The organism is Methylocella sp. (assembly GCF_044226135.1).
Lineage (GTDB): Bacteria > Pseudomonadota > Alphaproteobacteria > Rhizobiales > Beijerinckiaceae > Methylocapsa.
On record NZ_JBGAHM010000004.1, the window covers coordinates 58,015 to 70,724 of the forward strand.

The 12,710-nt window shown below is 66.1% G+C and carries 17 protein-coding genes; 16 read left to right on the forward strand and 1 reads right to left on the reverse strand.

Going from position 1 to position 12,710, the window contains the following annotated elements:
- The first annotated feature begins 99 nt into the window (after positions 1-99).
- A complete protein-coding gene (ggt, locus tag ACILRB_RS03315) occupies positions 100-1,881 on the forward strand; it encodes a gamma-glutamyltransferase (protein WP_395664870.1) in 1,782 nt (593 codons plus the stop codon).
- On the opposite strand, the gene ACILRB_RS03320 is transcribed toward ggt, so the two are convergent.
- Complete coding sequence (locus ACILRB_RS03320; RefSeq protein ID WP_395664871.1) at positions 1,875-2,327, reverse strand: lysozyme inhibitor LprI family protein; 453 nt, start codon at positions 2,325-2,327, stop codon at positions 1,875-1,877. The two genes, ggt and ACILRB_RS03320, sit on opposite strands and share 7 nt — an antisense overlap.
- A gap of 11 nt (positions 2,328-2,338) precedes the next feature.
- Here ACILRB_RS03320 and motA point away from each other — a divergent pair, with 11 nt between their 5' ends.
- From motA to ACILRB_RS03395, 15 genes are all read left to right on the forward strand, one after another.
- Positions 2,339-3,217, forward strand: a complete 879-nt coding sequence (gene motA, locus ACILRB_RS03325; RefSeq protein ID WP_395664872.1) for a flagellar motor stator protein MotA — start codon at positions 2,339-2,341, stop codon at positions 3,215-3,217.
- Between the two features lie 2 nt (positions 3,218-3,219).
- Positions 3,220-4,173 carry a flagellar motor switch protein FliM gene (locus ACILRB_RS03330; RefSeq protein ID WP_395664873.1) on the forward strand — a complete coding sequence of 318 codons (954 nt, stop codon included), beginning with the start codon at positions 3,220-3,222 and terminating at the stop codon, positions 4,171-4,173.
- Between the two features lie 96 nt (positions 4,174-4,269).
- Positions 4,270-4,587, forward strand: coding sequence for a flagellar motor switch protein FliN (gene fliN, locus ACILRB_RS03335; RefSeq protein ID WP_395664970.1), 318 nt, complete (start codon positions 4,270-4,272; stop codon positions 4,585-4,587).
- A 1-nt stretch (position 4,588) separates the two neighbouring features.
- Positions 4,589-5,614, forward strand: coding sequence for a flagellar motor switch protein FliG (locus ACILRB_RS03340; RefSeq protein ID WP_395664874.1), 1,026 nt, complete (start codon positions 4,589-4,591; stop codon positions 5,612-5,614).
- A 12-nt stretch (positions 5,615-5,626) separates the two neighbouring features.
- A complete protein-coding gene (locus tag ACILRB_RS03345) occupies positions 5,627-6,706 on the forward strand; it encodes an EscU/YscU/HrcU family type III secretion system export apparatus switch protein (protein ID WP_395664875.1) in 1,080 nt (359 codons plus the stop codon).
- 11 nt (positions 6,707-6,717) lie between these two features.
- Positions 6,718-7,134 (forward strand): hypothetical protein, encoded by a 417-nt coding sequence (locus ACILRB_RS03350; protein ID WP_395664876.1) that lies wholly within the window; start codon positions 6,718-6,720, stop codon positions 7,132-7,134.
- 115 nt (positions 7,135-7,249) lie between these two features.
- Entirely contained in the window at positions 7,250-7,630 is a 381-nt protein-coding gene (flgB, locus tag ACILRB_RS03355) for a flagellar basal body rod protein FlgB (protein WP_395664971.1), read from the forward strand.
- Positions 7,631-7,633: 3 nt separating this feature from the next.
- A complete protein-coding gene (gene flgC, locus ACILRB_RS03360; protein ID WP_395664877.1) occupies positions 7,634-8,056 on the forward strand; it encodes a flagellar basal body rod protein FlgC in 423 nt (140 codons plus the stop codon).
- A complete protein-coding gene (locus ACILRB_RS03365; protein ID WP_395664878.1) occupies positions 8,053-8,361 on the forward strand; it encodes a flagellar hook-basal body complex protein FliE in 309 nt (102 codons plus the stop codon). The genes flgC and ACILRB_RS03365 overlap by 4 nt, the downstream gene beginning before the upstream one ends.
- A 14-nt stretch (positions 8,362-8,375) precedes the next feature.
- Positions 8,376-9,164 (forward strand): flagellar basal-body rod protein FlgG, encoded by a 789-nt coding sequence (gene flgG, locus ACILRB_RS03370; protein WP_395664879.1) that lies wholly within the window; start codon positions 8,376-8,378, stop codon positions 9,162-9,164.
- Between the two features lie 6 nt (positions 9,165-9,170).
- Positions 9,171-9,662 carry a flagellar basal body P-ring formation chaperone FlgA gene (gene flgA, locus ACILRB_RS03375; protein WP_395664880.1) on the forward strand — a complete coding sequence of 164 codons (492 nt, stop codon included), beginning with the start codon at positions 9,171-9,173 and terminating at the stop codon, positions 9,660-9,662.
- The gene (flgI, locus tag ACILRB_RS03380) at positions 9,659-10,762 is read left to right on the forward strand and encodes a flagellar basal body P-ring protein FlgI (protein WP_395664881.1); all 1,104 of its coding nucleotides are present in this window, start codon (positions 9,659-9,661) and stop codon (positions 10,760-10,762) included. The genes flgA and flgI overlap by 4 nt, the downstream gene beginning before the upstream one ends.
- A gap of 89 nt (positions 10,763-10,851) precedes the next feature.
- Positions 10,852-11,409 carry a MotE family protein gene (locus ACILRB_RS03385; RefSeq protein ID WP_395664882.1) on the forward strand — a complete coding sequence of 186 codons (558 nt, stop codon included), beginning with the start codon at positions 10,852-10,854 and terminating at the stop codon, positions 11,407-11,409.
- 1 nt (position 11,410) lies between these two features.
- Positions 11,411-12,112: a flagellar basal body L-ring protein FlgH gene (flgH, locus tag ACILRB_RS03390; RefSeq protein WP_395664883.1), complete on the forward strand. Its 702-nt coding sequence runs from the start codon at positions 11,411-11,413 to the stop codon at positions 12,110-12,112.
- Between the two features lie 89 nt (positions 12,113-12,201).
- Positions 12,202-12,699, forward strand: coding sequence for a flagellar basal body-associated FliL family protein (locus tag ACILRB_RS03395; RefSeq protein WP_395664884.1), 498 nt, complete (start codon positions 12,202-12,204; stop codon positions 12,697-12,699).
- The last annotated feature ends 11 nt before the right edge of the window (positions 12,700-12,710 follow it).

Below are 12,710 nucleotides of genomic sequence, written 5' to 3' on the forward strand. Positions count from 1 at the left end.
ACGCGGCGCGGCGGATCCTGATCTTCTTCATGACGCGCGCCAAGCTTTTGCGTCGCGTCGTCGAAGCGGCCCGCTGGCCGCGCATGGGAGAGCCGCGCCATGACCTTCGATCTTTTGCGCGCCTTTTCGCGCCCCCGACATCGGGCTCGCGGCTTCATCCGCGTCGCGCTGTTCTGCGCCCTCGCGGCCGCGGTCCCGGCGCGGGCGGAGGCGCCGGCGCCCAATCCCCCGATCATCTCGCAGGGCCGGCGTTTTCTCCCCGTCCTCGCCGAGCATGGCATGGTCGTGGCGCAGGAGGCGCAGGCGGCGCGCGTCGGGCGCGACGTGCTGCGCCGCGGCGGCAACGCCGTCGACGCCGCGGTGGCGACGGCGCTCGCCCTCGCCGTGACGCTGCCGCGCGCGGGCAATCTCGGCGGGGGCGGATTCATGCTCATCCATTCGCCGAAATCCGGCGAGACAGTCGCCGTCGACTATCGCGAAACCGCGCCGGCGGCCGCCACCCGCGACATGTTCCTCGACGCCGCGGGCGAAGCCGACCCGGCGAAGTCGCGCTTTTCCGGCCTCGCCGTCGGCGTGCCCGGAACCGTCGCCGGCCTCACGCGCGCGCTGCGCCGCTACGGCTCCGGCCGCCTGACCCTCGCCGAACTCGCGGCCCCCGCCGTCCGCCTCGCGCGCGAGGGCTTCACGGTCGGGGACGATCTCGCCGATTCGCTCGCGCAGGCCGCGCGCCTTGGCGGCTTTCCGTCGTCGGCGCGCATTTTCATGCGCGCGCCGGGCGAGCCGCTGCGCCGCGGCGACCTTTTGCGCCAGACCGACCTCGCCGACGTGATCGAGGCGGTCGGGCGCGACGGCGAGCGCGCCTTCTATGAAGGGCCGGTCGCCGAGAAGATTGTGGCGGCGGTCAGAGGCGCCGGCGGCGTGATGACGCTCGACGACCTGAAATCCTATCGCGCCCTCGAGCGCGCGCCCGTCCGCGGGCATTATCGCGGTCATGAAATCGTCTCGATGCCGCCGCCCTCGTCGGGCGGGACGCATGTGATCGAGCTTCTGAATATCCTCGAAGGCTTGCCGCTGGCTGACCTTGGCGCGGGCTCGGCCGCCTCGATCCATCTTTTCGCCGAAGCGACGAAGCTCGTCTACGCCGACAGGGCGCGCTATCTCGGCGACCCGGACTTCGTCGAGGTTCCGCTCGCCGCCCTGACCTCCAAGGCCTACGCCGCGCGCCTGCGCGGCGAGATCGACCCCGCCCGCGCGCGCCCGGCGGCCGAGATCATGCCTGTCGACCCCACGCCCTATGAGAGCGCCGAGACCACGCATTTCTCGATCGTCGACGCCGAGGGCGGGGCGGTCGCCAACACCTACACGCTCAATTTCTCTTATGGCCTCGGGCTCGTGGCCGACGGCGCGGGCGTGCTGCTCAACAACGAGCTCGACGATTTCGCCGCAAAGCCCGGCGCGCCCAACGCCTTCGGCCTCATGGGCGGCGCGGCCAACGCGCCCGCGTCCGGCAAGCGGCCGCTGTCGTCCATGGCTCCGACCATGGTCTTTCGCGGCGGCGAGCTCGAGCTCGTCACCGGCTCGCCGGGCGGCTCGCGCATCATCACCACGGTCGCGGGGCTGATCGTCGGGATGATCGACCACGGCCTCAATCCGGCCGAGGCGACGGCCGCGCCGCGGGCGCATCATCAGGGCTTTCCCGACGCGCTCTATGTCGAGCGCGGCGTCTCGCCCGACACGCTGGCGCTGCTGCGCGGCCTTGGCCATACGGTCGTCGAAGGGGGCGCCTGGGGCTCGGCGCAAAGCGTGCTGCGCCGCCCCGACGGGCTGCTTGAGGGCGCGGCCGATTCGCGCCAGCGCGGAACGCTCGCGGCGGGCTACTGAGCGGCTGCGCCGTCGCACATGCGGCCGAAGGTGAGGCCGAGGCTTTTCGACAGCGTCGCCGCAAGCTCGTCGATGCGCCGGTCGTAGGCGGCCGAAAGACAGGCGGCGTCGCCGCCGCAGGGATCGCGCGTCTTCGACGCCCATGTCGCCTGCAGTTCGCGCTGATTGTCGCGGAACTCGCGATAGGCCATGCCGCTCCAGGCCGGCTCGGCGCCCTGCAGCGTCTGATAGAGCGTGGCCATCTTGACGTCGCGCGCGCCGAGCGCCGGCGTGTCGCAGACGCGCTTTTCGGCCGCGAGCTCGGCCTTGGCGCAGTCGAAGCTCGCGATCTGGCCGAGCGCGGCGGGAGCGCCGGCGGCGCAGAAGGCGGCGCAGAGCGCGGCGCGCCGATCCAGCCTGAAGCAAGCCCGGCTCGTTAAGAATTTTCTAAAGATTGTCGAAGGCATGGGGCGGACCCTTGGCGTTTTTAATTGGAACGATCGTCGCGCTCGGCTGCATGCTGGGCGGCTTCGCCGCCATGGGCGGCCATCTCGAAGTCATTTTTCAGCCCTGGGAGTTCGTCATCATCCTGGGCGTCTCGCTCGGCACCTTCATCATCGCCAATTCGCTTTCCGTCATCAAGGACACGGGCGCCGCGATCCGCGACGCGGTGCTCGCGAAGGGCCCGACCCAGCGCGACTATCTCGACGTGCTCGGCGTGCTCTACGCGCTGATGCGCGAGATGCGCGGCAAAGCCCGCAGCGACGTCGAGCAGCATGTCGACAACCCCTCCGAATCGGCGATCTTCAAAAGCTTCCCCAAGGTGCTGGCCGATTCCGACCTCACCGCCTTCATCTGCGACTATTGCCGCCTGATCATCATCGGCAACGCGCGCGCCCATGAAATCGAAGCGCTGATGGATGAAGAAATTCAGACCATCATGCATGATCGGATGAAGCCCTATCACGCGCTGACGTCGGTCGCCGACGGCCTCCCCGCCATCGGCATCGTCGCGGCGGTGCTCGGCGTCGTCAAGGCGATGGGCGCGCTTGACCAGTCGCCGGAAATTCTCGGCGGCCTCATCGGCGCGGCGCTGATCGGCACCTTCGCCGGCATCTTCATCTCTTATGGCGTCATCGCGCCGCTCGCCCACAAGGTGAAGACCATCCGCGCCGTGCGCGGCCGCCTCTACGTCATCGTCAAGCAGACGCTGCTCGCCTTCATGAACGGCGCCATGCCGCAGATCGCGCTGGAGCACGGGCGAAAGACGATCGCCTCGCATGACCGCCCCTCGATCGACATGGTCGAGAATGAAACCGTGTCCGGCGGCAGGGCCGCCCAGCCCCAGGCGGCGTGACCATGCAGGCGCAAAAACCCCTGTTCGATCGTCCGTCGGGCGCCGTGCTCAGCGGTTCGGAGCGGCTCCTCGACGCGCCGGGAATATCCATCGACCGCATGCCCATGCTGCATGTGGTGCTCGACCGCTTCGCGGCGCAATGCTCCGAGGCGCTGCGCCCGCTCTCGGCGCCGCCCGCGTTCTTCTCCGTCGACCAGATCGTCGCGCGGCGCGTCGGCGACGTGCTCGACGCCTTCGAGAACCGGACGGCGATCGGCGTGTTTCACGCCCAGGCGTGGGACTCGCGCATCCTCATCGGCGTCGATCACGACTTCATCTTCACGCTCGCCGAGGCGCTGTTTGGCGGCGACGGCGGCGAGCCGCCTTTCGCCGAGGCGCGCAAGCTGTCGAGCCTCGAACTGCGTCTCGCGCAAAAGACGCTCGACCTGTTCGGACGCAGCCTGCAGTCGGCCTTCGCCGCCGTGAGCGACACGAGCTTCAAGCTCGAACGGGTCGAGACGCGGCTCGATTTCGCCGTGGTGGCGCCGCGCAACTCCTTCTGCGTCAGCGCGAAGCTCAAGCTCCGCATCCTCGGCCGCAACGGCGAACTGTTCGTGCTGGTGCCCCAGGCCGCGCTGAATTCGGTGCGCCAGCAGCTCGGCCGCAGCCTCTCCGACGAGGCGGTCGTGCGCGATCCCGCCTGGACGCGCCAGATCGAGGAGGAGATCGGCCGCGCCGAGGTCGAGGTGAGGGGCGTGCTCGAAGAGCGGCATTTCACGCTTGGCGACATCGCCGACCTGAAGGTCGGCGGCATATTGCAGCTCAAGGCGACGGCCGGCGCGCGCATCCGGCTCGAATGCAATTCCGAGCCGCTGTTTTGGTGCGACCTTGGCCAGGGCGACGGATTCTACACGCTGCGGATCGACGAATCGATCACGCGCGAACGGCAGATGATGGACGACATGCTTCCGCGCTAGCTTTGGCGCGGGACGCCGCTCGGGCCGCCTGAACCGCGGCGCGCGGCGTCAAGACTGGCGAACGCCGGGGAAAGGTATGAGATGCCTCAGGACGACATGACGACCGACGACTTAGACGAAGACGCCGCCGCGGGCGCCGCGGGCCGGCCGGGCAATCCCAATCTTGAAACCATCCTGCGCATTCCGGTCGTCGTGCAGGTGGTGCTCGGCTCGGCGTCGATGCCGGTCTCGCATCTGCTCAAGCTCGGGCGCGGCGCCGTCATTCCGCTCGACCACAGGGTGGGCGAGCCCGTCGACGTCGTCGTCAACGGCCGCGTGATCGCGCGCGGCGAGATCGTGGTGGTCGAGGACGACAACTCCCGCTTCGGCGTGTCGCTGACGGAGATCGTCGGGCCGGCCGGGTCGGCCGACTGAGATGGCCGCCGCGATCGCGCAGGGGCAGGGGCGGACGCTGCGGGGGCCTGACCGCGTGGCGGCCCTCCTGCTCGCCATGGGGAAGCCGCTCGCGAGCCGCCTCCTGAAGCATTTCGAAGTCGACGAGCTGAAGCTGATCACGCGGTCCGTCGCCGATCTCGGCGTCGTGCCCGCGCCGACGCTCGAAATGCTGATCGAAGACTTCGCCGCGCAATTCGCGCGCGGCGTCGACGTGCTCGGGTCGCCGAACGAGGTCGAGCAGCTGCTCGACGGCGTGCTGCCGCCGGAACAGATCGCCGACGTCATGTCCGACGTGACCGGGGCGTCGAACGACGCCTTGTGGGAGCGCCTCTCCAACGTGCCCGAGGGCGTGCTGTCGTCCTATCTCGCGAAGGAGCATCCGCAAACGGTGGCGCTCATTCTCTCGAGGGTCGCGCCCGCCTGCGCGGCGAAGGTGATGGGGCTGTTTCCGCGCGATCTGCGAAACGAGATGATGCGCCGCATGCTCGGCGTCTCGCCCGTCTCCGAAGGCGCCCTGCGGATCGTGCAGGCTCAGCTTCAGGAGGATCTGCTCTCCAACGTCTCGCGCCAGTCGGGCGCCGAGCACAATATTCGGGTCGCCAACATCATCAACAAGATGGAGCGCGATCAGATGGAGGACGTCATGCAAAGCCTGGCGGCGTCACGTCCAAAGGCCGCGGAGACGCTGCGGGGGCTGATGTTCACCTTCGACGACATCGTCAAGCTGCAGGCCAAGGCGCGCAGCATCCTGTTCGACAAGATCCCGACCGAGCTCGTCGTGCTCGCGCTCAAGGGAACCGACGCCGCCTTCCGCGACGCCATCCTCTCGAGCCTCGCGACGCGCGCGCGCCGGATCGTCGACAGCGAGCTTGCGAGCGGCGGTCCGGCGCTCCAGCGCGACGTGCTCAAGGCGCGCCGCATGATCGCCGACACGGCGCTCGAGCTCTCGAACTCGGGCGAGATCGAACTTTCCTCGTCCGAGGACGAAGACGAACTTTACGAATAGGGCCGGGCCGGCATGGCCAGCGAAGATCGGGAAAGCCGCACCGAAGAGCCGACCGACAAGAAGATCGCCGACGCGCTCGAGCGGGGCGAGACCCCGCTGTCGCGCGAGGCGGCGCTGTTCGCCTCGGTCTCCGCCATGCTCATCGTCGGCGCCTTCATGCTGGAGAGCGTGGTCGCCTCCGCGACGCCGCTGCTGCGACGCCTGCTCGACGACGCAGGCGGCTTCGCGCTGACGGAGGGCGGGGACGCCGCGGCGCTGGCGCGCGTCGTCGCCTGGGAGTGCTTCAGGCTCCTGATCGGGCCGCTGTCGGTTTTCGCCGCGGCGGGCGTGCTGGCTTCGGCGCTGCAAAGCCCGCCCCGCATCGTCTTTGATAGAATTGCGCCGAAGCTCGAACGGATTTCCTTAAAGGAAGGGCGCCATCGTCTTTTCAGCGCACGCGGTTTTGCGGAGTTCCTGAAAGGCGTTTTCAAATTGACATCGCTGGGCGCCATCGCATTTTCTGTCCTGCAATGGGGACAGGACAAGCTTGTCGACGCCATGGGCGTTCCTCCTGAAGCGTTGCCCGAGCTCATTCTCTCCATCGCCATGAAGCTGCTCTCGGTCGTATGCGTCGCGACCGTCGTCCTCCTTGGAGCCGACCTCGTGTGGGCGAGGGTCAAATGGCGGCGCGAATTGCGCATGAGCAAACAGGAGATCAAGGACGAGCTGAAGGAAAGCGAGGGCGATCCGATCCGCAAGGCCAAGCTCAGGTCGCTGGCCCAGGCGCGCGTGCGAAACAACATGATCGCCGCGGTGCCGCGGGCGACTCTGGTCATCGCCAATCCGACCCATTACGCGATCGCCCTGCGCTACGTGAAGGAGGAAGGCGGGGCGCCGATGGTTCTTTCCAAGGGCCAGGATCTGATCGCGCTCAAGATTCGCGAACTCGCCGAGCGGAACGCCATTCCCGTGATCGAAGACAAGGCTCTGGCGCGATCCATGTACGACGCCGTAGAGGTCGACCAGCCGATCCCGCCGCAATTCTACAAGGCGGTGGCCGAGCTCATTCATTATCTTTATTCGAAGTCCGCCGCGCGGGCCGTCGCGAAATGAGAGAGGAAGCCATGCCGTCGACGCGCGCCGAAGCGGTCAAGCGGGCCGAGGCCGTCCTGTCCGAGGCGCTCGCGCCCCTTGTCGACGAACTGCGCCTGATTGACGTCGCCGACTTCATCGCCTTCATCAGATTCGAGAGATTCGCCAATGTGCGGGACCTTGTCGAATCTTCGAGCGAGCTGTTCTTCGAGCCCGGGGCGTTGCGCTATGCCTTCGACGCGAATTATGAGGCTGACTGGGCGAGCGAGCCGCGGGTGACGCTGGTCCTCGAATTCGAATCCGCCGGCGTCGACGTCATTTTCAAGCTTCGCATCGCGGCGACGGCTTACGACGTCGCCATAGAGCGTCACGCCGCGCCCGACGCCGATCCGGATCGCCTCGCCGCCCAGCTCGCCAAAGCCCTGCAGGACGCGCGGCTGCGCCGCTAGCGCGCGGCGTCCGCTCGTTTCGGCTGGCGGTCGCCGGGGGCGGCCCGACGCGACAGCCCGGCGCAAGGTCGGGCGGCTATTCATGGGCCATGCAAGACGATTTGAAAGTCAAGGCATGGGCCCCATCCATCTTTTTGATCTCGCGTCGCAACAGGCGCGGTGGCTGAGCGTGCGTCAATCCCTTGTCGCCACGAATGTGGCCAACGCGAATACGCCGGGATTTTCAGCGCGCGAGACGCTTCCCTTTCAGGATGTCTTCGACGACGCGTCAGTCCGCCTCGCCGCCACGAACGCCGGCCATCTCGGCGTGGATCCGATGTCCTTTGAACAGACGCAGACGGAGGACGGCGCCAGATGGGAGACGACCCATTCGGGCAACACCGTCAGCCTTGAAAATGAAATGATGAAAGCTGGCGAGATCAGCCGCGCCTTCTCCCTGAACGCGAGCGTGGTGAAGGCTTTCCATCAGATGCTCATGACCAGCGTCAAGGGGTAGGCCATGATTGATCCTCTTGAAGCGTCGCTGAAGGTCGCCGGCTCCGGTCTCGCCGCGCAATCCATGCGCATGCGCGTCGTTTCGGAAAATCTCGCGAACGCGCAATCAACCGGATCGAGCCCGGGGGCCGATCCTTACGCCCGCAAGACCATCACCTTCGCAAGCGAGCTCGACCGGGCGTCGGGCGTCGACCTGGTGAAGACGCAAGGGGTCGGCGTCGACAAGTCGCCGTTTCGCGTGGAGCAGGATCCCGGCAATCCGGCCGCCGACGCCGCCGGCTTCGTGAAGCTCCCGAACGTCAACCTGATCATGGAGATGGCTGACATGCGGGAGGCCAACCGCTCGTATGAAGCCAATCTCCAGGTCGTCCGGCAGACGCGCGAACTCGCGTCGATGACCATTGATCTCTTGAGGAGCTCGTCATGATTGGAGCCGTTTCCTTCGCCAGCCCGCTTCTGGGTCCCGCCGCGGCGGGCGCCGCGTCAGCGGCGTCGTCCGCCGCGGGCGCCGCCGGAGCGAGCTTCGGCGACGTGTTCGCCGCCCTCGTGGGCGACGCGACGAAGAACCTGAAGGCCGGCGAGGCGACCGCCATTCTGGGCGTTCAGGGCAAGGCGACGACCCAACAGGTCGTCGAATCCGTCATGAGCGCGCAACAGTCGCTTCAGACGGCGATCGCCGTCCGCGACAAGGCGGTCGCCGCATATCAGTCTCTTTCACAAATGGCGATCTGAGGCGGGGGAACGACATGAAAGCTCTTTCCATCGCGGCGACGGGAATGGCGGCGCAAGATCTCAACGTGTCGGTGATCGCCAATAATATCGCCAACATCAACACCACCGGCTTCAAGCGCGCGCGCGCCGAATTCACCGATCTTCTCTATCAGACCGAACGTCTCAAGGGCGTGTCGAGCCGGGGTCAGGCCAATACGGTTCCGGAAGGCGCGCAGCTTGGACTTGGCGTCCGCACCGCGTCGATTCGGAATCTTCATATTCAGGGCTCCCTGGCCAACACCGGCAACAGGCTGGATTGGGCGTTGAGCGGGCGCGGATGGTTCCAGGTCACGGACGCCAATGGCGACACCGTCTATACGCGAGCCGGCGCCTTCAACACCAACGCCTCCGGCCAGATCGTCACCGCTGACGGATATGTGGTGAGCCCGCCGATGATCGTCCCGTCCAATGCGGTCGACGTCACCGTCAGCCAGTCCGGCCTCGTCTCGGCGATCATCGCCGGCCAGACCGCGCCGCAACAGCTCGGTCAGCTGAGCCTCGCGAATTTCGCCAACGAAGCGGGCCTCACGCCGCTTGGCAACAATCTCTACAAGCAGACCGAAGCTTCAGGAGCCCCTGTCGTCGGCGTCCCGGGCGATCCCGGCTTCGCCACCATCAGCCAGTATTATCTGGAAAGCTCCAACGTCGATCCGGTGAAAGAGATCACTGACCTCATCGCCGCCCAGCGCGCATATGAGATGAATTCGAAGGTGATTCAGGCCGCGTCCGAAATGCAGGCGACGGTGTCAAAGAACATGGGGTGAGCCATGATGAAGAATCTCGCGAGCCGCGCCGGCCGATGCGGGCGCATGATGGCAGGAGCCGCCGTCGTGACGATTGGCGTGGGCGCGGCGGCGGCTCAGGACGCGAAAACATACCGGCTGCCCACGCCGTCGATCACCATCTACCCGGGCGACGTGATCAAGGCGGAATGGCTGACCGAACGGGACGTCGACGCCATGGGCAAGCCGGTTGGGCGCGTCGTGACGGCGCCGGAGGCGATCGTCGGAAAGATTGCGCGGCGCACCCTGCTTCCGGGCCGCGCCATTCCGTTGAACGCGGTCGGCGATCCGAAGCTGATCGTCAATGGCGCGAAAGTGCCCGTCCTGTTTGAGCAGGGCGCGCTGTCGATTGCGACTTATGGCGCCGCTTTGCAGGATGGCGCGGTCGGCGACGTCATTTCGCTTCGCAACCTTGAAACGGGCGCTGTCGTCACCGGCGTCGTTCAGGCGGACGGCTCAGTTCGGATGCATGGCGGATGAAGCGGCTCGCCGTCATCGGCCTTGTCTTCGCCGCGCTCCTGAGCGTTCCGGCTCACGCCGCGGTGCGCATCAAGGACATCGTGTCGCTTCAGGATGTTCGCGACAATCAGCTGGTCGGCTACGGCCTCGTCGTCGGCCTTCAGGGAACCGGCGACACGTTGCGCAACTCCACCTTCACGGAGCAGGCGCTTCAGTCCATGCTGGATCGAATGGGCGTCAACGTCCGGTCCATGGCGCTGCGGACGCGCAACGTCGCCGCGGTTCTCGTCACCGCAAATCTTCCGCCGTTCATCCAGCCTGGCGCGCGCATGGACGTCACCGTATCGTCTCTTGGCGACGCGACGTCGCTTTATGGCGGCACGCTGATTTTGACGTCGCTGACCGGCGTCGACGGGCAAACCTACGCGATTGCGCAAGGCCAGGTGTCGGTCGCGGGCTTCGCGGTCCAGGGGCAGGCCGAAACCATAACACAGAACGTCGCGACGGCCGGGCATATAGCGAATGGCGCGCTCGTGGAGCGCGACGTTCCTCTGACGCTGCGCGACGTCGGCGCCCTCACGCTCAATCTCAAGAATCCGGACTTCAACACGGCGGTGCGAATGGCGGAGGTCATCAACAGATACGCCATTCGCCGCTATGGACGCCGCGTCGCGCAGGAGCGCGACTTGACCGCGGTGTCTCTGGCGAAGCCGCCGAATGTCGGAGCCACCCGCTTCATGGCGGACATCGGAGAGCTGACGATCGAACCCGACGCGCCTGCGCGCGTGGTGATCGACGCGCGCAGCGGCACGATCGTCATAGGGCAGGACGTCCAGATTTCAACGGTCGCGGTCACCCATGGCAATCTCAACGTCCGCATCGCCGAAACGCCGCAAGTGTCGCAACCCGCGCCCTTCTCCAACGGACGGACGGTCGTCGTGCCGCGCACGGACATCGACACATTCGAACAAGGAGGCCATATCGGCGTCGTGCATGGCGCAAGCCTGCGCGAGCTGATCGGAGGCCTTAACCGCATCGGCCTGAAGCCGATGGGAATTATCGCCATCCTGCAGGCGATCAAGGCGGCCGGCGCGCTGCAGGCCGATCTGGTGATCCAATAACGCGGCGCAAGGTCGGCGCAAGGCGATCGGTCCATTTTTATCAGGACTGAAAGCCGTCAAACGCCCGAGACGCGAAAGGACGCCCGCGCATGAACGAGACGAACGTCGCGCGTCGCTGTGGAGATCTTGCGGCCCGACATATGCGGGCGGCGCGCGTCTGGGTCGGCGTCATGTGCGTCGCCGCATCCTGCGCCGCCGCCGCCGAGCAGAAGGCCGAGCGCGCTCATCCGATCGAGAAGACCTCGTCAAACGCAGATCTGCAAACGTTCTGCGGCGCCAACAAGGCCGCGATCGGCGACGCGCGGATCGTCTGGCAGACGCGCAGGCTCAAGGAGATCGAGGAGCGTGTGCGCAGAGGCGTGGCCGATCTCGAGCGGAAGAAGGCCGAATATGAGGAATGGCTGCGTCGACGTGACGACATGCTGAAGCAGGCGACGGATGGCGTCGTGTCGATCTACGCCAAGATGCGGCCTGACGCGGCGGCGCTTCAGCTCGCCTTGATGGAAGACCAGGCGGCCGCCGCCATTCTCGCGAAAATGCCGCCGCGCGCCTCAAGCGCGATCATGAACGAAATGGAAGTCGGCCGCGCGGCGCGATTGACCCGCGTTCTGTCCGGGCCTGAGCCGCAAGTCGAAAAGAAGTCTTGATATGAGATACGTCATTTCGATTCTTTGTTCGATTGCGCTCGGCGGCTGCGCCGGAGACATTCGCGAGATCGGGCGCGAGCCGATGATGAGCCCGGTCGGGTCTGGGCTTTTGACGGAGGTGCAGCCTACGGCGAGCGCCGTGTTTCTCCCGTCGGCGCAAAGAGCGTCGCATTCGATCTGGAACGGCGGTCGCGCGGACATCTTCAGCGATCCGCGCGCCTCCAAGATCGGCGACGTCGTGACGGTGAACATCGGGATCAACGACCGCGCCAGCTTCGGCAACGCCTCCGGCCGGTCGCTCGATTCAAAGGTCAAAGGCGACGTTGACTGGCAGTTTGCCGTGAATGGATCCAAATGGGAATGGAAGCCCGAATATGAGGCGAATTCCCTGAGCTCGACCAACGGCAAGGGCACGACAGACAGGTCTGAGAAAATATTCCTGTCCGTGGCCGCGGTGGTGACCGACGTGCTGCCGAACGGCAATCTCGTCGTCAGCGGTTCGCAGGAAGTGCGCGTCAATTTTGAAATCAGGCTTTTGAACGTCGCCGGCATCGTGCGGCCGCGCGACATCTCCAAGGAAAATACGATCTCATATGACAAGGTGGCGGAGGCGCGCATTTCCTACGGGGGCAGGGGCCGTATCATGGAAGTCCAGCAGCCGGCGTGGGGACAGCAGCTCTTCGATCGCTTCAAGCCGCTCTAGGAGAACGCCGGAGGCGATTTTGGAATATTTCAACCGGCGTCTCACAGGAAGATGAAACCTCGGTCGATTGTCGGCGGATAGGCGGCGCAATGAGCATGTCGAATGAAGTGAACGATCAGGAGGCTGCGGCGACGAAGCCGCTTCGGCCGATTCATTTCATAGGCGTCGTCGTGGTGATGACTCTTGCTGGATCCGCCTCCGGCGTCATGTTCGGACGCTGGTTGTCCCATTCTCTGCAAACGCCGGGCGTCGCGCGGACGTCCGAAGTTGCGCATCCGGCCGCTCCGCCGCAATCCGCCACATTGTATGATCTTCCTCCGATCATCGGAAATCTCGCCAATCCGCCGAATGTCTGGGTCCGGATTCAGGCGTCGATCGTCCTGGCGGAGCAGAAGCCTGGCAAGCTGGACGTGCTTGCCGCGCGGATCGCGGAAGACGTGCTTGCCTTCGTGCGCACGCTGTCGCTGACCGATCTGTCCGGCGCGAGCGGCCTGCAACATTTTCGCGACGATCTGAACGAGCGGGCCCAGGCGCGCTCCGACGGGCGCGTGCGCGAACTCATTCTTCAGACATTGGTGGTGCAGTGACTGGCGCTTTG

Coding starts and splice junctions, on each gene's coding strand:
- ggt (WP_395664870.1), top strand. CDS start 100: ATGACCTTCGATCTTTTGCGCGCCTTTTCGCGCCCCCGACATCGGGCT.
- ACILRB_RS03320 (WP_395664871.1), bottom strand. CDS start 2,327: ATGCCTTCGACAATCTTTAGAAAATTCTTAACGAGCCGGGCTTGCTTC.
- ACILRB_RS03330 (WP_395664873.1), top strand. CDS start 3,220: ATGCAGGCGCAAAAACCCCTGTTCGATCGTCCGTCGGGCGCCGTGCTC.
- fliN (WP_395664970.1), top strand. CDS start 4,270: ATGACGACCGACGACTTAGACGAAGACGCCGCCGCGGGCGCCGCGGGC.
- ACILRB_RS03340 (WP_395664874.1), top strand. CDS start 4,589: ATGGCCGCCGCGATCGCGCAGGGGCAGGGGCGGACGCTGCGGGGGCCT.
- ACILRB_RS03345 (WP_395664875.1), top strand. CDS start 5,627: ATGGCCAGCGAAGATCGGGAAAGCCGCACCGAAGAGCCGACCGACAAG.
- ACILRB_RS03350 (WP_395664876.1), top strand. CDS start 6,718: ATGCCGTCGACGCGCGCCGAAGCGGTCAAGCGGGCCGAGGCCGTCCTG.
- flgB (WP_395664971.1), top strand. CDS start 7,250: ATGGGCCCCATCCATCTTTTTGATCTCGCGTCGCAACAGGCGCGGTGG.
- flgC (WP_395664877.1), top strand. CDS start 7,634: ATGATTGATCCTCTTGAAGCGTCGCTGAAGGTCGCCGGCTCCGGTCTC.
- ACILRB_RS03365 (WP_395664878.1), top strand. CDS start 8,053: ATGATTGGAGCCGTTTCCTTCGCCAGCCCGCTTCTGGGTCCCGCCGCG.
- flgG (WP_395664879.1), top strand. CDS start 8,376: ATGAAAGCTCTTTCCATCGCGGCGACGGGAATGGCGGCGCAAGATCTC.
- flgA (WP_395664880.1), top strand. CDS start 9,171: ATGAAGAATCTCGCGAGCCGCGCCGGCCGATGCGGGCGCATGATGGCA.
- flgI (WP_395664881.1), top strand. CDS start 9,659: ATGAAGCGGCTCGCCGTCATCGGCCTTGTCTTCGCCGCGCTCCTGAGC.
- ACILRB_RS03385 (WP_395664882.1), top strand. CDS start 10,852: ATGAACGAGACGAACGTCGCGCGTCGCTGTGGAGATCTTGCGGCCCGA.
- flgH (WP_395664883.1), top strand. CDS start 11,411: ATGAGATACGTCATTTCGATTCTTTGTTCGATTGCGCTCGGCGGCTGC.
- ACILRB_RS03395 (WP_395664884.1), top strand. CDS start 12,202: ATGAGCATGTCGAATGAAGTGAACGATCAGGAGGCTGCGGCGACGAAG.